18 protein-coding genes are annotated in these 18,872 nt (G+C 58.3%); 7 read left to right on the top strand and 11 right to left on the bottom strand.

Annotated features, from left to right (window positions below):
- Positions 1–90: 90 nt before the first annotated feature.
- Together fabI and GRPL_RS06755 are read right to left on the bottom strand one after the other, a co-directional pair.
- Positions 91–879: an enoyl-ACP reductase FabI gene (fabI, locus tag GRPL_RS06750; RefSeq protein WP_004861084.1), complete on the bottom strand. Its 789-nt coding sequence runs from the start codon at positions 877–879 to the stop codon at positions 91–93.
- Between the two features lie 220 nt (positions 880–1,099).
- A complete protein-coding gene (locus GRPL_RS06755) occupies positions 1,100–1,648 on the bottom strand; it encodes a HutD/Ves family protein (RefSeq protein WP_032700163.1) in 549 nt (182 codons plus the stop codon).
- A gap of 216 nt (positions 1,649–1,864) precedes the next feature.
- Between GRPL_RS06755 and GRPL_RS06760 the strand changes: the two genes are divergently transcribed.
- The 6 genes from GRPL_RS06760 (at position 1,865) to GRPL_RS06785 (ending at position 7,991) form a co-directional block, all read left to right on the top strand.
- Positions 1,865–2,722 carry a transporter substrate-binding domain-containing protein gene (locus GRPL_RS06760; protein WP_032700162.1) on the top strand — a complete coding sequence of 286 codons (858 nt, stop codon included), beginning with the start codon at positions 1,865–1,867 and terminating at the stop codon, positions 2,720–2,722.
- A 12-nt stretch (positions 2,723–2,734) separates the two neighbouring features.
- Positions 2,735–3,454 (top strand): ABC transporter permease, encoded by a 720-nt coding sequence (locus GRPL_RS06765; RefSeq protein WP_032695885.1) that lies wholly within the window; start codon positions 2,735–2,737, stop codon positions 3,452–3,454.
- Positions 3,455–3,463: 9 nt separating this feature from the next.
- Positions 3,464–4,195, top strand: a complete 732-nt coding sequence (locus tag GRPL_RS06770; RefSeq protein ID WP_032688096.1) for an ABC transporter permease — start codon at positions 3,464–3,466, stop codon at positions 4,193–4,195.
- 1 nt (position 4,196) lies between these two features.
- Positions 4,197–4,991: an ABC transporter ATP-binding protein gene (locus GRPL_RS06775; protein ID WP_032688094.1), complete on the top strand. Its 795-nt coding sequence runs from the start codon at positions 4,197–4,199 to the stop codon at positions 4,989–4,991.
- Positions 4,988–6,490: an HAL/PAL/TAL family ammonia-lyase gene (locus GRPL_RS06780; RefSeq protein ID WP_032700161.1), complete on the top strand. Its 1,503-nt coding sequence runs from the start codon at positions 4,988–4,990 to the stop codon at positions 6,488–6,490. The genes GRPL_RS06775 and GRPL_RS06780 overlap by 4 nt, the downstream gene beginning before the upstream one ends.
- Before the next feature lie 124 nt (positions 6,491–6,614).
- Complete coding sequence (locus GRPL_RS06785) at positions 6,615–7,991, top strand: purine-cytosine permease family protein (protein WP_032700176.1); 1,377 nt, start codon at positions 6,615–6,617, stop codon at positions 7,989–7,991.
- A gap of 30 nt (positions 7,992–8,021) precedes the next feature.
- On the opposite strand, the gene sapF is transcribed toward GRPL_RS06785, so the two are convergent.
- The 8 genes from sapF to GRPL_RS06825 all read right to left on the bottom strand — a co-directional run bounded on the left by sapF (position 8,022) and on the right by GRPL_RS06825 (position 15,523).
- Complete coding sequence (gene sapF, locus GRPL_RS06790) at positions 8,022–8,831, bottom strand: peptide ABC transporter ATP-binding protein SapF (protein WP_032688092.1); 810 nt, start codon at positions 8,829–8,831, stop codon at positions 8,022–8,024.
- Between the two features lies 1 nt (position 8,832).
- Positions 8,833–9,825 (bottom strand): putrescine export ABC transporter ATP-binding protein SapD, encoded by a 993-nt coding sequence (gene sapD / locus GRPL_RS06795; protein ID WP_004861115.1) that lies wholly within the window; start codon positions 9,823–9,825, stop codon positions 8,833–8,835.
- Positions 9,825–10,715, bottom strand: coding sequence for a putrescine export ABC transporter permease SapC (gene sapC / locus GRPL_RS06800; RefSeq protein WP_004861118.1), 891 nt, complete (start codon positions 10,713–10,715; stop codon positions 9,825–9,827). Before sapC ends, sapD begins: the two co-directional genes overlap by 1 nt.
- Positions 10,702–11,664, bottom strand: a complete 963-nt coding sequence (sapB, locus tag GRPL_RS06805) for a putrescine export ABC transporter permease SapB (RefSeq protein ID WP_032700160.1) — start codon at positions 11,662–11,664, stop codon at positions 10,702–10,704. The genes sapC and sapB overlap by 14 nt, the downstream gene beginning before the upstream one ends.
- A complete protein-coding gene (gene sapA, locus GRPL_RS06810) occupies positions 11,661–13,304 on the bottom strand; it encodes an ABC transporter substrate-binding protein SapA (RefSeq protein WP_032700159.1) in 1,644 nt (547 codons plus the stop codon). Before sapA ends, sapB begins: the two co-directional genes overlap by 4 nt.
- 398 nt (positions 13,305–13,702) lie before the next feature.
- Positions 13,703–13,987: a hypothetical protein gene (locus GRPL_RS06815; protein ID WP_032688090.1), complete on the bottom strand. Its 285-nt coding sequence runs from the start codon at positions 13,985–13,987 to the stop codon at positions 13,703–13,705.
- Positions 13,988–14,158: 171 nt separating this feature from the next.
- Positions 14,159–14,473: a PTS sugar transporter subunit IIB gene (locus tag GRPL_RS06820; protein ID WP_032695995.1), complete on the bottom strand. Its 315-nt coding sequence runs from the start codon at positions 14,471–14,473 to the stop codon at positions 14,159–14,161.
- A gap of 159 nt (positions 14,474–14,632) precedes the next feature.
- Positions 14,633–15,523: an SDR family oxidoreductase gene (locus tag GRPL_RS06825; RefSeq protein WP_032695888.1), complete on the bottom strand. Its 891-nt coding sequence runs from the start codon at positions 15,521–15,523 to the stop codon at positions 14,633–14,635.
- A 97-nt stretch (positions 15,524–15,620) separates the two neighbouring features.
- Here GRPL_RS06825 and GRPL_RS06830 point away from each other — a divergent pair, with 97 nt between their 5' ends.
- The gene (locus tag GRPL_RS06830; protein WP_032688077.1) at positions 15,621–16,484 is read left to right on the top strand and encodes a helix-turn-helix transcriptional regulator; all 864 of its coding nucleotides are present in this window, start codon (positions 15,621–15,623) and stop codon (positions 16,482–16,484) included.
- Here the strand turns inward: GRPL_RS06830 and GRPL_RS06835 are convergent.
- Entirely contained in the window at positions 16,465–18,771 is a 2,307-nt protein-coding gene (locus GRPL_RS06835) for a helix-turn-helix domain-containing protein (protein WP_032700158.1), read from the bottom strand. The genes GRPL_RS06830 and GRPL_RS06835 overlap by 20 nt on opposite strands.
- Positions 18,772–18,872 lie beyond the last annotated feature (101 nt).

Genomic DNA, 18,872 nt, shown 5'->3' with positions numbered 1-18,872 from the left:
TCTCTGGAATGCAGGGAGTGCAGGGAATGCAGGGAAGAGCGGGATGCCGCGAAGGCAATCCCTCCTCACGGGGTGAGGAGGGAACGGAACTTATTTCAGTTCCAGCTCGTTCATTGCCGCGATGCTGAAACCGCCATCGACGTGAACGACTTCACCGGAGATACCGGCAGACAGGTCGGAGCACAGGAAGGCTGCGCTGTTACCCACGTCTTCGATAGTCACGGTACGGCGAATCGGGGTAACCGCTTCGCAATGCGCCAGCATTTTACGGAAATCTTTAATGCCGGAAGCTGCCAGCGTACGGATTGGACCCGCAGAGATGGCGTTGACGCGCACGCCTTCCGGACCCATCGCGTTCGCCATGTAGCGCACGTTCGCTTCCAGAGAGGCTTTTGCCAGACCCATAACGTTGTAGTTAGGAATCGCACGCTCTGCGCCCAGGTAGGAGAGCGTCAGCAGGGCGGAACCCGGGTTCAGCATACCGCGGCAGGCTTTCGCCATCGCCACAAAGCTGTAGGCGCTGATATCGTGAGCGATTTTGAAACCTTCGCGGGTGACCGCGTTGACGTAGTCGCCGTCCAGCTGATCAGCCGGCGCGAAGCCGATTGAGTGAACAAAGCCGTCAAATTTCGGCCAGACTTTAGTCAGTTCAGCGAACAGAGAGTCGATGCTCTCATCTTCAGCCACGTCGCACGGCAGTACGATGTCAGAACCCAGTGCCGCTGCAAATTCTTCCACACGACCTTTCAGTTTTTCGTTCTGATAGGTGAACGCCAGTTCAGCCCCTTCACGGTGCATTGCTTGCGCAATACCGTAGGCGATGGACAGTTTGCTGGCAACGCCAGTGACCAGAATGCGCTTACCGGAAAGAAAACCCATAGCTTTAATCCTTATCGTTATTGCTTATTTTTACTTTAACAATCATGGGGTTAAGGTTGTTATTTCAAAATAACTCAAATTTAGCCGAGAATTATATCCCACTGACGACCCCTTGTGTCACGATATTTTCGTGCCTTAACGCGTAATGACGGCCGGACACACTCCAGTATATCACCGGATATCAGGCTCGTTTTACGCCTCTTGCCCGGCGTTTAGTCGGCTAACGACGGGTTATGTCGGCCAGCAGAAGCCGGGCATCAGGCGAGAGCGGAATCAGGGCGCCGGGCGACTGACTCTGCCACCAGAGCCCTGAGCGCGCGTCATAGCGTTCGCCGGCAAGCTGCCAGCATCCCTGAAGTACCCAGGCAATGCCTTCGCTGCCGGGATGCTGTTCGCCGGAGACTACGCTGACCTGCGCCGCCGCGCGGGTACGTTGCGTCATAATGTTAAAATCCAGCCCCGGCGCGGCAATGCCTTCGCTGCCCAGCGCCCATTCGCCGGAAAATGCCCACGGCTCCCAGCGTCTCAGATGATGATGAATCCCGTCACCGCGCAGCCAGAGCGGCTGCCCCTCAATTAAGGTAATGACCCGGTCAATACCGCTGAACCGGGAAAACGGTCCGTCGTTCTCCAGCGTGGCCACGCTGGCTCGCCAAAGAAACGGGGCATCGGAGTCAGGCGAGGGCACGCTGACAATTTCACGCGTTTCGCCGCCGCCGTTTTTCCATGGAGTCCTCGGCAGGGAAGAGAAGTTAAAGGGAGTTATCATCGCAGTTTCACCATCGCCTTGTCGCTTTGTGTAAAGTTTTGGCTACACATGGTTTTCAATTCGATCACAAATTATTTACAGTGCAGCTCACAAATCCATCATCAGGAGGGTGTGCTGATTTGTCAATGCTTGTATATACATGCTCTGTCATCTGAATTTTACGCCCGGCTGGCACCGCCAGAGCGGCATGACTTAAATGAAATCAGGAGAATTATCATGAAGCAGAGCATCACTTTTCGCCAGGTCTGTCTGACAACCCTGTTTTCAGGACTCTTGCTCTGCGGCAGTTCGGCCAATGCCAAAGAGTGGAAGTCCATCACCATCGCAACGGAAGGGGGTTATGAACCCTGGAACCTGACGCTGCCGGGCGGCAAGCTCAGCGGCTTCGAACCAGAACTGATGGCCAATCTCTGCCAGCGCATGGGCATGGAGTGCAAGCTGGTCGTGCAAAACTGGGACGGCATGATCGCCGGACTCAACGCCGGAAAATACGATGTGATTATGGATGCCATCGTCATTACGCCGGAAAGAAAACAGGTGGTCTCCTTCACGATCCCCTACGCCGCAACACCGGCGTCATTTATCGCGGTAAAAGGCACGTTGCTGCCGCCGGCGAGCGGGGCCAACCACACCATCAAGCTTAACGATGATGAAAAAGAGATTCAGGCGGCGATTGCGCCATTAAAAGCGGCCCTGAAAGGGAAAACGATCGGTATCGCTTCCGGCACCGTGTATACCCCGTTCATCGACAAATACTTCAAAGATGTGGCCGATATTCGGGAATACAGCAATTCAGCGGACGCTATTTTGGATCTCCAGGCCGAACGTATTGATGCCGTCTTCGACGATATTACCTTCGCCAACACCACGCTTGCGCGTCCGGAAAACAGCAACCTTAACTTCAGCGGCCCGCAGCTGAGTGGCCCCATCTGGGGCGAGGGCGAAGCGATGGGCGTTCGTCACGCCGATGCCGATTTAAAAGCGAAGCTGGATACCGCGATTCAGGCCGCGCTGGCGGACGGAACGGTGAAAAAGCTGAGCGAAAAATGGTTTAAAAGCGATGTCACGCCATAAGTGAGGTTGAAGATGCTTAGTCTGCTGAGTTTTGGTGAGAACGGTTGGGGCACGCTCATCCTGAGCGCGACGCTGACCACGCTGCTGTTGTCTCTCGCCGCGTTAGCGGTCGGCGCGGTGGTCGGCGGCATGATTGCCGCAGCAAAGCTGTCGCCACACGCCCCCGTGCGTTGGTTCGGCTCCGCCTATTCGGTTGTCTTCCGCGGCATTCCTGAACTGCTGGTCATTTACCTGTTCTATTTTGGCGGTTCTGGACTGGTTTCGGCGATTGGTCAGCTGTTTGGCGCCGATGGCTTTATTGAGGTGCCGCCGTTTCTGATTGGCTCGCTGGCTATCGGCTTAATTTCCGCCTCTTATCAGGCTGAAGTTTACCGCGCGGCGCGCCTGGCGCTGATGCCCGGTGAAGTCGAGGCGGCGTCGGCAATCGGCATGCCGCGCTGGCGGATTTTTCAGCGCATCATGCTACCGCAGATTGCCCGCTATTCGCTGCCTGGGCTGTCAAATGTCTGGCAGATGAGCCTCAAAGATTCGGCGCTGGTCTCGGTGACGGGGATTGCGGAGTTAATGCGCGCCAGCCAGATTGCCGCCGGCTCCACCCGCGAATACTTCCTGTTCTATGTGATTGGCGGCGGCTGCTACCTGATACTCACCCTGGTGTCGAACCGGGCGTTTATTCGGGCGGAACTTCGCCTGAATCGCGCCTGGCTGCGTCGCGCCGCGGCTCAGGCTTAAGGAGAGTTTATGTTTATCGACGTTGCCTTTCTCAGCGATACGTTCCTGAAGCTCTGCGCCGCGCTGCCGGTTACGCTGGGGCTGTTTATCTGTTCTTTTCTCTGCGGCGGTGTACTGGCGGTGGGGGTTCTGGCGCTGCGCATGAGCCGCTGGCCGCTGCTCAGCAGTTTTGCTAAAGGCTATATTCTGCTGTTTCGCGGTTCGCCGCTGCTGATCCAGCTGTTTCTTATCTATTACGGACTGGGACAGTTTGGCGTGATTCGCCACAGTTTTCTGTGGCCGCTGCTGCGCGAGCCGTTTATCTGCGCGGTGCTGGCGCTGGCGCTGTGCACCGCCGCCTACACCGCTGAAATCCTGCGCGGCGCGCTGCTGGCGGTGCCCTCTGGTCAGATTGAAGCCGGACAGGCCTGCGGGATGTCCCGCTTTCTGCTGCTGCGACGCATTATCGCCCCGGTGATGCTGCGCTATGCGCTGCCGGCCTATTCGACCGAGGCGATTCTGCTGGTGAAATCCACCGCGCTGGCCAGTCTGGTGACGGTGTGGGATGTGACCGGCGTGGCGCAGCAAATTATCCAGAGAACCTACCGGACGATGGAGGTTTTTCTCTGCGCCGCGGTTATCTATTTGCTGCTCAACTTTATCATCGTGCAGCTTTATGCGTTGCTTGAGCGTCGTCTGACGCCGCATACCCGGCAAACCCCTGCCACCGTAGCACTCAAACCGGCCACCAAAGGAGAATAGTATGCACGATCCCCGTCCCGTGACGCTGTCCGTCAGCGATATCCATAAATCCTTTGGTTCACTTGATGTGCTGAAGGGGATTTCTATCCAGGCGCAAAAAGGCGATGTGATCTCGATTCTGGGCGCCAGCGGTTCAGGTAAGAGTACGCTTTTGCGCTGCATCAACCTGCTGGAAACACCCGATGCGGGCGTGGTCAGCGTGGGGGGTGAAACCATTGAGATGAAGCACCATGCGCGCGGCCACCGGTTAGCGGCCAATCCTAAGCAGATAGAACGTCTGCGTTCGCGGCTGGGGATGGTGTTTCAAAGCTTTAACCTGTGGTCGCATATGACGGTGCTGCAAAACGTGATTGAAGGGCCGCATTATGTCCTGAAGCGCAGCAAGCAGGAGTGTATTGAACAGGCGGAACAGCTGCTTGACCGCGTCGGCATGCTGAACCGCAAGGATTTTTACCCGGCCCAGCTTTCTGGCGGTCAGCAACAGCGCGTAGCGATAGCCCGGGCGCTGGCGATGGATCCGGAGGTCATGCTCTTTGATGAGCCGACTTCGGCGTTAGATCCGGAACTGGTGGGGGAAGTATTGAAAGTGATGCGTAGCCTGGCGGAAGAGGGGCGCACGATGCTGGTGGTCACGCATGAGCTGGGGTTTGCCCGTCATGTCTCCAACCGCGTGGTGTTTATGCATCAAGGCACCATTGACTGCGACGGTCCGCCGGAGGCGCTTTTCGGCGCGCATGGGTCGCCGCGTTTTCAACAGTTTATTTCCAGCCATCATCAACCAGGACAATCCGTATGAATCAACAGGTGCTGTGGGGCGACGCCCCGTTATGCTGGCAGGATGTCGTGCAGGTCGCCAGAGGCCAGGCGCAACTGGCGCTCAGCGCCGGCGCCTGGGAGCGCATCGCACAGGGGCGGGCGATTGTTCAGCATATTATCGACGCGGGGCAGATAGCCTACGGGATTAATACCGGCCTCGGGGCCTTGTGCAATATCACTCTGCCCGAAGAGCAGCTGAGCCAGCTATCGCGCAATACGCTGCTGAGCCACGCCTGCGGCGTCGGTCCTCTGCTGGACGACGCGCAGACGCGGGCCATTATGTGCGCCGCCGTCGCCAACTACAGCCATGGCAAATCCGGGATTTCCTGCGCCATCGTGCACCAGCTGCTCGCCTTTCTGAATCAGCAAATCACGCCGCAGGTGCCCTCGCAAGGTTCGGTGGGCTATCTGACGCATATGGCGCATATCGGTCTGGCGCTGATGGGGATCGGCGAGGTGAGCTGGCAGGGGCGGGTGGTACCGGCTGCCGACGCGTTGGCACAGGCGGGGCTTGCCCCCATTTCGCCAGGGGCGAAAGAGGGATTAAGCCTGGTCAACGGGACGCCGTGTATGACCGGGATGGCCTGTCTGGCTCTCGACGATGCCAGCCAACTGCTGGACTGGGCCGATGTCACCGGCGCAATGAGTTTTGAAGCTCTGCGTGGACAAATCGTGGCGTTTGACGCCGAGATCCTGGCATTGAAGGCCAGTCCTGGAATGCAGCAGAGCGGAGCCCGATTACGTCAACTGCTGGCCGACAGCCCGCTGTTGAGCGCCAGCCAGGGGATACGCACCCAGGATGCGCTCAGTCTGCGTTCTATGCCGCAGGTGCACGGCGCCTGCCGCGATCAGTTCGCTCATGCCGAGCGGCAAATTAACACCGAGCTGAACGCCTGCACGGATAATCCCTTGATTCTCGGCACCCTCGAGAACTGGCGAGTGGTGTCGCAGGCGCATCCGCATGGGGAATCAGTCGCCATGGCCTGTGATGTGCTGGCGATTGCGATGGCTGAACTGGGCGCTATCGCCGAACGGCGTCTGGATCGTCTGGTTAACCCGCTAATCAGCGGCCTGCCGGCATTCCTGGTGGCCAAACCCGGGGTGAACTCCGGCATGATGATCGCCCAGTACGTAGCGGCCTCGCTTTGTGCGGAGAACAAGCAGCTGGCGCAGCCGGCGGTGCTCGATAATTTTGTGACCTCGGCGCTGCAGGAAGATCACCTGAGCCTGGGAACCGGCGCTTCGCTCAAGCTACAGCGTCTGCTGGCCAACCTGTATCAAATTATGGCGATCGAGTATTTGCTGGCCGCTCAAGGGCTGGAGTTTCATGCTCAGGACATGCTGGCAGCCGGCACGCGTCACGCGCTGGCGCTGCTGCGACAGAGCGTGGCGACATGGGAAGACGATCGCTGGCTGGCGCCAGAAATAGGCAAAGCGGTCGCGACCATCAAGCGCCACCGGGCAGACTGGCTGGCATAGCGGCTGAACGGTCAATAACAGCAGAATATAAAAATAAAATACATCAATAACAATAAGCTATAGCGGGGGAACGATGTCTTCTTTTTCACCAGCCGACCGCCAGTCAGCCCATCGCGAGCAGGGGATAACGGAATCGCGGTCGATCGATTATATTCCCGATCATGAACGCCATGGACATCCCTTTAGCCAGTTTACGCTGTGGTTTGGCGGTAATCTGCAGATTACCGCCATCGTCACCGGTGCGCTGGCGGTGGTGCTGGGAGGCGATGTTGTCTGGTCGCTGATTGGGCTGTTGGTGGGGCAGGTGCTCGGCGCGGCGGTGATGTCGCTGCATGCGCTGCAGGGGCCGCGCCTGGGGTTGCCGCAGATGATCATCAGCCGGGCGCAGTTTGGCGTGTTTGGCGCCGTGGTGCCGCTGGTACTGGTGTGCGTGATGTATGTCGGCTTTTCGGCCAGCGGTACCGTGCTGGCCGGTCAGGCGATGGCAAGGTTGCTGTCGATCTCTGACGTGGCCGGTATGCTGCTGTTCAGCACGATCATTATTGTGATTGCCGTGCTGGGCTATCGCGTCATTCATCAACTGGGCAAAGTGGCGAGCGTGGTCGGGGTGCTGGCGTTTGTCTATCTGTTTGTGACGCTGCTGCTGTCTGCCAATCTGCCGGCGATCGCGCAGAATAACCATTTCTCACTGCCGATGTTTTTACTGGCCGTGTCGTTATCGTCGTCGTGGCAGATTGCATTCTGCCCCTACGTTTCGGATTACTCTCGCTATCTGCCGCGTAATGTCTCGGGCGCGAAAACGTTTTTGTGCGTCTTTAGCGGGACGGTGCTGGGCACGCAGGCATCGATGACGCTAGGCGTTCTGACAGCGGCCATCGCCGGCAGCGCGTTTTCCGGTCATGAAGTGAGCTTTATCGTCGGGTTAGGCAAAAGCCAGCTGATGGCGATGGTGATCTACTTTGCGATCTGCTTTGGCAAAATCACCTTCACCACCCTGAATGCCTACGGCAGCTTTATGTCGCTGAGCACCATCGTTTCCGGATTTCGTCGTCAGGCTGCGCTGTCGAAGAGGGCGCGCATTCTCTTCGTGGTGCTGATGGTGGCCATCTCATGCGTGATTGCGTTGTTGAGCGAGCCCGCGTTCTTAAAGAACTTCACCCATTTCCTGCTCTTCCTGCTGGCGTTTTTTGTCCCGTGGAGCGCGATCGGTCTGACCGACTACTATCTGATCTCCGCGGGCGCCGTGGATATTCCCGCACTGTCCGATCCGCAACAGCGTTACGGATACTGGAATCTCTACGCGATCGCGGTCTATATCGTCGGCGTGCTTATCCAGCTGCCGTTTATTGAGAACCCGCTGTATCACGGCTCGCTGACGTGGCTGTTTGCCGGCAACGATGTCTCCTGGATTATCGGCTGGTTCGGGACCGGGGTTCTTTACTACGCGCTGCGTCGTTTTGATCGTCGCGTGCTGCCGACGCAGAGCGTGTTCCCGGACTAGAGCCGACTGAGCCGCTGCCGGCGCCGACGATTATTTACCGTCTTTGCGCCAGGCATCGGCGGTCAGCGCCTCGCCAAAGTGGCCGGCAATCAGGCGTCGGGTGAGGTCGTGCAGCGGTGACGCCAGCACATCGGCGGTGCTGCCGCGCTCGACGACCTCGCCCTGATGCATCACCAGGACCTGATCGCTGATATGCTTCATCATCCCCAGATGCTGGGTCACGTAGATATACGAAATCCCCTGTTTCTCCTGTAGCTCCAGCATCAGGTTGATCAGCTGCGAACGCATCGACATGTCCAGCGACGCCAGGGCTTCATCACAGACGATCACTTTCGGACGCAGAATCAGCGCGCGCGCGAGGCCCAGACGCTGCTTCTGGCCGGGAGCCAGCATATGCGGATAGTAGCTCACGTGGTCCGGCAGCAGGCCGACCATTCGCAGCGTCTCAATAATCTGCTTCTCTCGCGCCTCCGGTTCGAGGTCGGTATTCAGGCGCAGCGGGAAGTCGAGGATTTGCGAAATACGCTGCCGCGGGTTCAGCGAGGTCGAAGGGTCCTGAAAGATCATGCGGATACGCTGACTGCGGAAAGAGTAGTCGCCAAACGTCAGCGGATGATCGTCAATCAACAGCTCGCCGGATGTTGGCTCGATCATGCCCGCCAGCATTTTCGCCAGCGTCGATTTTCCTGAGCCGTTCTCGCCGATAATCGCCAGCGTCTGGCGCTCGCGCAGCGTAAAACTGAGCGGTTTCACCGCTTCCACCATCTGACGACGAAACCAGCCGGTACGGTAGCGAAAGGTCTTACTCAGATTACGGACTTCGAGCAATGTTTCGACCATTTCACTCTTTCTCCATGTTTAGCGGGAAATGACAGGCGTACAGATGCGTTCTGGCTCCGGTCAGGCGCGGCGTTTCAATGCATTCACGCTGCGCGTAGGGGCAGCGCGGCCCGAGACGACAGCCGATCGGCAGCTGCTCGAGCAGGGGGATGGCTCCCGGCAGCGTATTCAGGCGGCTTTTATGCGGGAGCGCGCTGCCAAAATCCGGGATCGCGCGGATCAATGCCTGGGTATACGGATGATGAGGCGTTGTCACCAGCTCTTCGCTGGGCGCCGTTTCTACCGTTTGTCCGCAGTACATCACATTGATTTTATCCGCCCACTTGCTGAGCATCTGCATATCGTGGCTGATCAGCAAAATGGTGGTGTTATTGTTCTGGTTCAGACGCGTAAGCAGGCGGATAATTTGCGCCTGGGTCGTCGGCTCCATGGCGTTGGTCGGCTCATCGGCGATCAGCAGACGCGGCTGGTTGGCGAGGGCGATGGCAATCATCACCTTCTGACACTCCCCGTCGGTTAATTCGTAGGGGAAACTGCGCATGGCGTCTTTGTGATCTTTAATCCCGACGCGGTGCAGCAGTTCGATGGCCCGGCGTTTTCGCCAGCCGATGCGCTGCCACCAGCGGCCTTTAAAGGTCCAGCCGGGGATATTCTGCATTAACTGCAGGCCGATACGCTCCGACGGATCGAGACAGGACTGCGGCTCCTGAAAAATCATCGACACGTTGTGGCCAATCAGCTTGCGGCGTTCGCGGCTGGAAAGGCGTAAGAGATCGATATCATCGAAACGCATGCGGTCGGCGGTCACCCGCCAGTTGTCTTTGGTGACGCCGCAGATCGCTTTGGCAATCAAGCTTTTACCGGATCCGGATTCGCCCACCAGGCCGCGAATCTCACCTTCCGCAAGGGTCAGGCTGACGCGGTCGACGGCTTTGACCCAGCCCTCGTTGGTTTTGAACTCAATGGTCAGGTTGCGAATATCAAGTAACGGCATTATTCCACCCCGGCGATAATGGCGCGGCGGATCCCGTCGCCCAGCAGGTTGACCAACAGGACGCTAATCATAATCGCCGCGCCGGGCAGCATCACCGTCCATGGCGCGACGTAAATCAGCTCCAGCGCGTCGCCCAGCATCGCGCCCCATTCCGGGGAAGGAAGCTGGGCGCCGAGGTCGAGAAAGCCCAGGGCAGCGATATCGAGAATCGCCATCGATAATGCGCGGGTGATCTCCGTGACCAGCCCGGAGGCGATATTCGGCAGCACCGCAAACCAGAGAATATTTAAGGTCGATGCGCCGTCGAGACGGGCGGCAATGACGTACTCTTTTTCCAGCTCATCATGCACCATGCTGTAGACCGAGCGTACGATGCGCGGCAGCAGCGCCAGCCAGACGGCGAACATCGCGTGGCTCAGATGCGGCCCGGCGAAAGCCACGACAATAATGGCCAGCAGCAGCGACGGAATCGACAGCAGGGTATCGAGGATATGGTTCAACATCGCCGACAGCAGGCCATGGGTTGAGCCGGCAACGACGCCGAGCACCAGGCCGAACAGCGTCGCCGCGAAGGTGACGACAAAAGCGCCGCCGACGGTCGGCGCCGCACCGCTCAGCAGACGGCTCAACACATCGCGACCGAGATCGTCGGTCCCGAGGAAGAACGAGACTTCGCCATAGCGCGACCATGACGGCGGCAACAGCTGGTAGCCAAGAAACTGCTGATCGATACCATAAGGGGCAAACCAGCCGCCGAAGACGCACAGCAGCACCAGACCGGCGCAGCCGTACAGGCCGATCATCGCAGTCGTGTCGCCGTAGAATTTTCGCCAGACGGTACGCAGCGCCCCAGGCGGACGCTTTTCCAGATACACGCTATCGTAGGGCATACCATTCCTTATGTTTCAGCGGGTTAGCCATCGCACCCAGAATATCTGATATCACGTTGACGGTAATCACCAGGGCGCCAATGACCATGACGCCGGCCGAAATGGCGGCGTAATCCTGCTGGCGAATCGCATTTATCAACCAGCGACCGAGCCCCGGCCAACTGAAGACCATTTCAGTGATCATCGCCAGGGTCAGCATGGTGGAAAACTGAAGCCCAAGACGTGGGATCACCGGCGGCAGAGCGTTGTGCAGAACGTGGCGGTGTAAAATCGTCCGCCGCGACACGCCGCGGGTGGCCGCCGCCTTCACGTAGTTGGTGTCATACACTTCGCTGGTGCTGATGCGCATCAGACGGATCACTTCGGTGGTGGGGGCGACCGCCAGCGTCAGCACCGGCAGCACCATATGGCGTACGGCGCTGACGATCATCTCATGGCGCCACGGCGAGTCAGACAGCCAGGCGTCAATCAGCGCAAAACCGGTCACCGTTTTCACCTCGTACAGCAGGTCGAAGCGCCCGGAGACCGGGAACCAGCCGAGGGTCAGAGAGAAAAAGAGCGTCAGCAGCAGCGCCAGCCAGAACACGGGAATCGAGAAGCCGAGCAGCGCGAGGGCGCTGATCAGCGTATCGGGCCACTTGTTGCGCATTATCCCCGCCAGCATACCGACGGGGATACCCACCAGCAGCGCGAAGCCAAATGCGAGGATACACAGCTCCATGGTGGCCGGAAAAACCTCTTTCAGCTGTTCAGAAATCAGCTGGCCGTTAATGCTGGAGACACCGAAGTCCCAGTGCAACAGTCCGCTGAACCAGAACTGCCAGGCGTTCCACAGCGAGGCGCCCTGCAGCGGGGCGTGGGGCGTAAAGTAGCTCAGGCTGAAGCCGACGAAGGTCAGGAAAAAGAGGGTGACCAGCAGCAGCAGGCGGCGCAGGGTAAAAATAATCATGGTTTTTTCACCTCCTCTTTTTTCTCCCGCGAGACGCCCGCAAAGGAGGCGTTGCCAAACGGACTCAGTATCAGACCTTTCATATCATAGCGGTAGGCCTGCAGACGCAGCGATGAAGCCAGCGGCAGCACCGGCAGGTCGCGGGCCAGGATATGCTGTGCCTCTTTATAGGCTTCAATGCGCGACGCCAGCTGCTGCGAGCGCAGGGCCTTTTGCAACACCTCGTCAAATTCGCGATTGCACCAGTGGGCGAAGTTGGTCTGTGAGGCAATGGCCGCACAGCTCAGCAGCGGTCGGAAAAAACTATCCGGGTCGTTGCTGTCCGTGGCCCAGCCGGAGAGCGTCAGATCGTGGTTCATGTCCATCAGTCTGGCCTCCTGGAAACGGCCTTCGACCGGCACAATAATGACCTTCACGCCAATTTGCGCCATGTCCGCCTGAATCAGCTCGGCGGTTTTCAGCGGGCTGGGGTTCCAGGCCTGCGAGCTGGTGGGCACCCAGAGCTTGAGCGTCAGCTTTTCCAGCCCCAGCGCTTTGAGCCGCTCGCGAGCTTCTTTCGGGTTGTATTCGGTAATTTTAGCGTCGTTATCGTAGGCCCACGAGGCGCGCGGCAACATTGACGCGGCGGTTTCCGCCGTACCGTAATAAATAGACTGCATCAGGCGTTGGTTGTTGATAGCCAGCGCCAGCGCATGGCGAACTTCCGGTTTATCCAGCGGCGGTCGGGCGGTATTGAACGCCAGCCAGGCGATATTCATTCCCGGGCGTAGGGTCAGACGCAGACGGGGATCGTCGCGTAAAATGGTCAACTGGCTGGCGGCAGGCCAGGCCAGAACGTCGCACTCCCCGGTGAGCAGTTTCGACAAGCGGCCGGTGCCGCCGGAACCGAGGTCGACGACCACCTGCGGCATCAGCGGTTTGCCACGCCAGTAGTCCGGATGGCGCTGCAGGCGCACGTACTGCCCGGCGCGGTACTCTTCAAGCTGGAACGGACCGGTACCAACCGGTTGACGGTCAAGCTGTTCCGGACGATCGGCTTTGATCAACTGCGCGCCGTATTCTGCAGACATGACCGACGCATAGTGGGTCGCCAGGTGCCAGAGGAATGAGGCATCCGGGCGCTTCAGGCGAAATTCGACGGTTTGGTTGTCCAGCTTGCGCACGCTTTCAACGCTGTCGGCAAACTGTAAGCTGTCGAAATAAGGGAAGCTGCTGCCGTTAACGCTGTGCCACGGATCGTCGCGGTTAAAAATACGACTGAAGGTGAAAATCACATCGTCGGCGTTAAAGGCGCGGGTGGGTTTAAACCACGATGTCGACTGGAAAGGGACGTGGCTACGCAGATGGAAGCGGTACGTCGCGCCGTTATCCAATACTTCCCAGCTTTCGGCCAGCTCAGGGACCAGACGGTAGGTATAAGGATCGACATCCAGCAGGCGATCGTACAGCTGGGCGGCTAAGGTGTCGACAATCAGACCGCTGCTGACTTTTTGCGGGTTAAAGGTATTAACCTGCCCGCTGACGCAGTAAACAAAGCCGCTATCGCGAATATCGGCATTCGCGGGCAACGTGGGCGCGGCAAGAGCCTGCCCGCACAGCAGCGACGCTACCGCCAGGAGAGAAGATATTTTCAGGCGCATAATGTTTTTATGATGATAGAGCGGTGCTCTATCTTATTAATATTGAATGACATATTCCATCACCTTCAACGCTCACAGGGACAATATCACGACGGCTGCGCCGTTGTGCTGTTCCGCAGGTTCGAATGCATACCACACCGCTACTTCGAGTATACCTCGTAAAACCACCAGGCGTTTTTATCCTCCATCTCCCTGAATAAACGGACAAAGCGTACGAGAGCACGGGTCGCGCCGATCGTGATGCTGCAAAGGGACTATGGATTGATATTCATCAAAAACCTGAGGGTATGGTGCTCTTTTAGGCGCTTCTCAGCATATTCATGCGGTGTATGGCGGATAATGAAACATGGTATCTTTTTATTGCCACTTTCTCCAGTTAGCTGTTAATTCACCGGCGCTTACAGCGGAAGCAAGCGGTTATATCGACCGATATAATCCTTCGGCGTGATTTCGATCGCCGTCCCACCGCGATGGGTGGCGACAAAGCTGCGCAGAACCAGCCCGCTGCGCTTCTCGCTAATTTCCCAGCCCTGTTCACTGTAGGAGTCCAGGGTTGAACGGATACATAAATCGGAGAAGATCATCATTACGGAGAGGGCGGGCGACCGATGGTTTTTCATCGTGTGGGTCAAGCTGACATGGGCCGCATAGCGACTAAGAGTATGAATATTAACCGGAATCATGTGCGTTTTCAGTCCATTGAACGATGATGCGCAGACTATAATTCACATTGGCACATCTTACCAGTTACAAATAATTAACTCGGGGCGGGCGCGCCGGTTGTCATGCAATGCCGGCGAGGCGGGATAATGCGGGCCGGCGTCTGCGACCTGCCCGCATAGTTTCATGCTCAGTCAGGTGAGCGATTGGGACAGATTGACCAGCGCAAATTTAAGCACGCTGTCGCCGTTGAATGCGGCGTAGGGCAGGCTTTCAATAACCGCAATCTCCTGCTTGTCTTGCAGCACGTTAGCGATTTCATCCCGTTTATATTGAACATGCGGCGCCACTAAAACGGCGTCATAGGCCGGGGCAACGCTAAATACATTCTCCAGGCCTACGGCGCTAATTAACAGATTCAGACCCTGCGCATCCGCTATTTTTTGCATTTTCTTCGCTAAGATGTTCGCTGTCTCGCCAGACAGGCAACATATCAGTAATTTTTTCACGGTTTTATCCTCGATGGAGTACCGCAACTACCTTATTCCGCTCCCGGCGGAGAAAATGCGTGGCCCATCAATTTTGTCTGACAAATATATCCGGGCGCGAGATAAAAGGGCGGCCGGGCCAGGCGCGCTGAGCATATGGTCATCGTTTTAGTGACGTTGTCACTTGTCGTGATTCAGGTGACGCAGATCGTCCAGCAGGCCCGGACCGGTGGGCTGCCAGTTCAGCTGCTGGCGGGTCCAGACGGACGTGGCGCGTAAATCCATTCCGGCAAAGGCGGCAAACCAGCCAAAGTGGGCCGCCGCGCGATCGGCGCTCAGGGACTGCAGCGGCAGGTGCAATTTCTCCGCCACCACCTCGGCGATGCGCAGAGAGGGGATGGCCTCTTCAGCAACGGCATGATAGCGCCTGCCGGCCAGACCTTGCTCCAGCACCCGCAGGTACAGCGCGGTAACATCGCTGATGTGTGCGGCCGACCAGCAGTTATTCCCGTCGCCGACTACGGCCACGACCCCTTTTTCTGCCGCATGCGCGATGTAATAGGTCAATAAGCCCTGGCGGGTGGTGTCATGCACCTGCGGCAGTCGCACCACCCGGACATCCACCCCGGCATCCAGCAGCCGGTTTCCCGCACGCTCTGAGGCGGCGCGAGGGTTCGGGTGCGCGGGATTGAAGTGCATTTCACTGGCGGGTAGTCCGTTACCGATGTCACCCATGGCGGTACCGGAAGTGATGATGAGCGGCCGCCGGCTCCCCTGCAACGCCGCGCCGATGGCGAGAATAATGCGCTGGTCTTTTTCGCAGTTTTCCACAAAGCGGCTGAAATCATGATCGAAAGCGGTGTGGATCACCGCATCGCAGCGGGTGACCGCTTCCAGCAGCGAGCGCGGCTCTTCCAGTGTTCCGTACTGCACGTCTGCGCCTGCCGTCTGCAGCGCGAGGGCGCTGGCCTCTGAACGCGCCAGGCCGGTGACCTGGTGTCCGGCGGCCAGCAGTTCGTTGAGAATACGCGAGCCGATAAATCCGGTCGCGCCGGTGAGAAAAATTCGCATAACCTGCCTCCAGAATGAGTATCCAGGCTATGGTAGTCTTAACGCGATACGATAAAAGTAGAGACATTATCAGGGTATAAAGACTAACAGGCTGAGCATGAGCGACTCTTCAACGTATGCATTGGGTGAATTTCTGCGGGCGCGGCGTTTACGGCTCGATCCGGCAACATTTGGCTTTACGCCAGGCCGTCGGCGCACGCCTGGGCTCCGGCGCGAAGAGGTTGCTCAGTTGGCCAATATCAGCCCCACCTGGTACACCTGGCTGGAGCAGGGGCGCGGCGGAGCGCCATCCCGCGAAGTGCTGGGCCGTATTGCCGGTGGCCTGAGACTGACTACGCCGGAGCGTGAACACCTGTTTATTCTGGCATTTGGTCATCCGCCGGAAACCCGGCTGATTGTCTCCGACGACATTACCCCGCGTTTACAGCGGGTGCTGGATGCGCTCCCCGTTCCGGCAATCGTTAAAACCGTCGCCTGGGACGTGATTGCGTGGAATGATGCCGCCGCCCGCGTCCTGACCGACTACGGTCGGCTACCGCCCGCCGAACGCAATATTCTCCGGCGTCTGTTTACCAATCACACTGCGCGCAGCGCGCTGGAAGACTGGTCATCCGTAGCCCGCCTTATCGTCAGCGCCTTTCGTGCTGATGTTGCCCGGGCAGGAGCATCGACGGAAAACGAACGACTCATTGCCGAGCTCAGTCGTCAGAGCCCGGAATTTGACGCCTTCTGGCGTAGCAATGATGTGGCCGGGCAGGGCGAAGGCTTTAAGCGCATGCATCATCCGCAGCTTGGTATGATTGAGCTGGAGTTTTCCACCTTTACCGTTGACGGTCGCCCGGACCTCAACATGATGGTGTTTAACCCGGCTAGCGAGGCGAGCCGGGTGAAAATCGATGCCTGGGTCAAACAGGGCAAGCCGTCATCTGATGGTGGCGAGGTTAGTCACTTATCGGGGTAAATTCGTAGAGAACCAGGGCGTTGCTCTCCAGCGAGTCTACGACATGCCAGCCGTTTTCCGGCCGCTCCTCTGAGACGCTCAGCGCCGGGCGGGCTTTGTGCATTATCCAGTGATAATCCTCTTCGTCCGGCCCGCTCTGGCTACGAAAGGCGTCAAAAAGCGGGAATAACGCCCCGTGATGGCGATCGAAAAGATGTTGTTTAACCCGCCAGCGGCCCTCCAGCCCCGATAGCTGCACGCTATAGGGCTGACTGAAGCGTTGGATAAAAGCCTCTTCGCTGGAGAGCCAGGGGTTGAACACCACCGTATTACGTAACAGCAGCTGATAGTGTTCCCCGTGGCGTAACAGCAGCAGGTTTTTGTCATTCACCAGCACCTCACCACGCAGCCGTCGCCAGAGCCACAGCACCCAGTAAACCGGGCGCGGGAGGCCGTGCAGATAGTGCAGCGCCAGGCTCGAGGTATCCAGCTTACCGTTCGCCCGCGCTTCGCCCTGCAGGCCTGAGTTGAGCCAGAACCCGGCCAGCCATACTTGATCCGCCAGCCCCAGCAGATTATCCATCAACAGCGCGCCGCGAAAGAAACGGCCGTTGGTGTCGCGGGTGTTGCCGGTCAATGTATTCCAGGAGAGTAGCCAGACGGGAAGCGACAGCTGGCGCTGGCGCAGGGCGCTGTGGATCTGGCGCAGTTTATGTACCGGGTAGTTTTCGCTGGCGGCCAGTCTGCTGCTATCGAGCTGGGCCAGATCCAGCAGTTCGTTTGCATCAGCCTGACAGGCGAGAAAGCTGGCTTCGCTCAACAGCGGCGAACGGAGCAGTGCGTCTTCGCCAATGGCGCTCTCCGGGAAGCGATGCCAGATCCCCAGCTGCGGCTGCGGCAGTATCGCCCGCAGCGTATCGCGCTGCTGCTGCCAGGCGTGCTGGCGCGCCTCTTCGCTGGCCTGGGGTGACCAGTGCCAGACAAATCGCCAGCTGGCGAGCGTCGCCGGGGGGAAATGATTCGCCGCGAGGCGTAAAAAACGCTGTAGCAGATCGCAGCGGGTGGTCAGCCCGGTATGCAAAATCAACCCCCAGCCCATATTGGCCAGCCAGCTGAAAATTTGCTGCAGCTGGTACCAGCAGGCATAGCCTGCCATCTGCGGGTCATCCCAACCGGTGGCGAACAGTCTGCTGCTGAGAAACGGGTCATTAATATCAATCGCATAGACTGGCAGGGTATCGTGCAGCCGCTCCAGCTCGCGGCGGACATCTTCACGTAATAAATCATCCAGCTCGCGTACGGTGACCACGATTCGGGTATGGCGTAATGGCGCGGCCCGGCCCGGCAGCTGACGCAGATCAATCTGGCGGGTCTGCTGCGGATTCAGCCGCGGCGGAGGATTATCCCAGCCGTTTTTCTCCGGCTCACTCAGCCGGGCATAGAGGCGCTCCACGGCGACCGGCTGCCAGATATCGGCCTGACCGATGCGTGAGCGGGTGGATTCCGGGTGGCTCTGCGGATGCTGCTGGCGAAACTGACGCGGCGTCAGTTCATGCAGTCGTTTAAACAGGTCGCTCATGATGCGGGTGCTGGCGAACCCTTGCTCCTGGGCAATCTGCTGCACCGACTTGCGGGTGGTGAGGAGCTGTTCGGCCGCCTTGTTGAGACGCAGTGCGGTAATGTACTGCACAAAGCTTACGCCGACCTCCTTGCGAAACAGCCTTGATAGCCAGGCTTCGGAGACAAATTCCGCTGCGGCGACATCGTGTAGCGAAAGCCGCTGCTGATAGTTGGCCTCGATCCGCGCCACCACCCGGGCAATGCGGCGGCTCCACTTCTCCGCCCCGCGCTGTGTCCTGGCGATGACGGGCCGGGTATAGCGAGTGGCCAGCAGCAGGGCAATTTCACTGAGCCAGCGATTGGCTTCCAGGCGGTAGCGGGACTGGTGATTTACCAGTTCAATGACCAACAGCTGGCGCATCAGATGGCGCAGGTTATCATCGGCATCGCGGGTTGCGTCCGCGACCTGGTAGTCGACGGCGAAAAAATCACCGTCAAGACGCGTCAGCCAGCCGTAAGGCAGGGTCAGCAGCATCACCGCATTGGCGGCGGATGCGGTCAGGCTCCAGCGCTGATGACGGTTCACTATCGCCAGGTCGTCAGTATCCAACTGCTGGCGGAGTTCGCCGTCATGCAGCCCGACGCGGCCTTCCAGCACCCACAGCAACGTTAAGGCATCGCTATCCTGTTGACTGTACTGACGAACATCGCGAACCACGACGCTAAAATCGCCTGAATGGTGTTCCACCGTAACGCCCCCGCAAAGACAAAAAATAACAGGTTATTTTTTGTCATAACCGATTTGTATGAAAAGCACTCATGAATAATCCGTCAATATAAAACAAAAAA

The organism is Klebsiella planticola ATCC 33531, from assembly GCF_000735435.1.
Classification (GTDB): Bacteria; Pseudomonadota; Gammaproteobacteria; order Enterobacterales; family Enterobacteriaceae; genus Klebsiella; species Klebsiella planticola.
The sequence above is the reverse complement of the archived record's forward strand: the minus strand, read 5'-3'. Positions and strand labels throughout refer to the sequence as shown.

What these genes read in the sequence shown, in the direction of transcription:
- sapB (WP_032700160.1), bottom strand. Translation starts at nt 11,664, where the DNA reads ATGATTATTTTTACCCTGCGCCGCCTGCTGCTGCTGGTCACCCTCTTT.
- GRPL_RS06825 (WP_032695888.1), bottom strand. Translation starts at nt 15,523, where the DNA reads ATGCGAATTTTTCTCACCGGCGCGACCGGATTTATCGGCTCGCGTATT.
- GRPL_RS06775 (WP_032688094.1), top strand. Translation starts at nt 4,197, where the DNA reads ATGCACGATCCCCGTCCCGTGACGCTGTCCGTCAGCGATATCCATAAA.
- sapC (WP_004861118.1), bottom strand. Translation starts at nt 10,715, where the DNA reads ATGCCCTACGATAGCGTGTATCTGGAAAAGCGTCCGCCTGGGGCGCTG.
- GRPL_RS06815 (WP_032688090.1), bottom strand. Translation starts at nt 13,987, where the DNA reads ATGATTCCGGTTAATATTCATACTCTTAGTCGCTATGCGGCCCATGTC.
- sapF (WP_032688092.1), bottom strand. Translation starts at nt 8,831, where the DNA reads ATGGTCGAAACATTGCTCGAAGTCCGTAATCTGAGTAAGACCTTTCGC.
- sapA (WP_032700159.1), bottom strand. Translation starts at nt 13,304, where the DNA reads ATGCGCCTGAAAATATCTTCTCTCCTGGCGGTAGCGTCGCTGCTGTGC.
- GRPL_RS06765 (WP_032695885.1), top strand. Translation starts at nt 2,735, where the DNA reads ATGCTTAGTCTGCTGAGTTTTGGTGAGAACGGTTGGGGCACGCTCATC.
- GRPL_RS06830 (WP_032688077.1), top strand. Translation starts at nt 15,621, where the DNA reads ATGAGCGACTCTTCAACGTATGCATTGGGTGAATTTCTGCGGGCGCGG.
- GRPL_RS06755 (WP_032700163.1), bottom strand. Translation starts at nt 1,648, where the DNA reads ATGATAACTCCCTTTAACTTCTCTTCCCTGCCGAGGACTCCATGGAAA.
- GRPL_RS06780 (WP_032700161.1), top strand. Translation starts at nt 4,988, where the DNA reads ATGAATCAACAGGTGCTGTGGGGCGACGCCCCGTTATGCTGGCAGGAT.
- GRPL_RS06760 (WP_032700162.1), top strand. Translation starts at nt 1,865, where the DNA reads ATGAAGCAGAGCATCACTTTTCGCCAGGTCTGTCTGACAACCCTGTTT.
- fabI (WP_004861084.1), bottom strand. Translation starts at nt 879, where the DNA reads ATGGGTTTTCTTTCCGGTAAGCGCATTCTGGTCACTGGCGTTGCCAGC.
- GRPL_RS06770 (WP_032688096.1), top strand. Translation starts at nt 3,464, where the DNA reads ATGTTTATCGACGTTGCCTTTCTCAGCGATACGTTCCTGAAGCTCTGC.
- sapD (WP_004861115.1), bottom strand. Translation starts at nt 9,825, where the DNA reads ATGCCGTTACTTGATATTCGCAACCTGACCATTGAGTTCAAAACCAAC.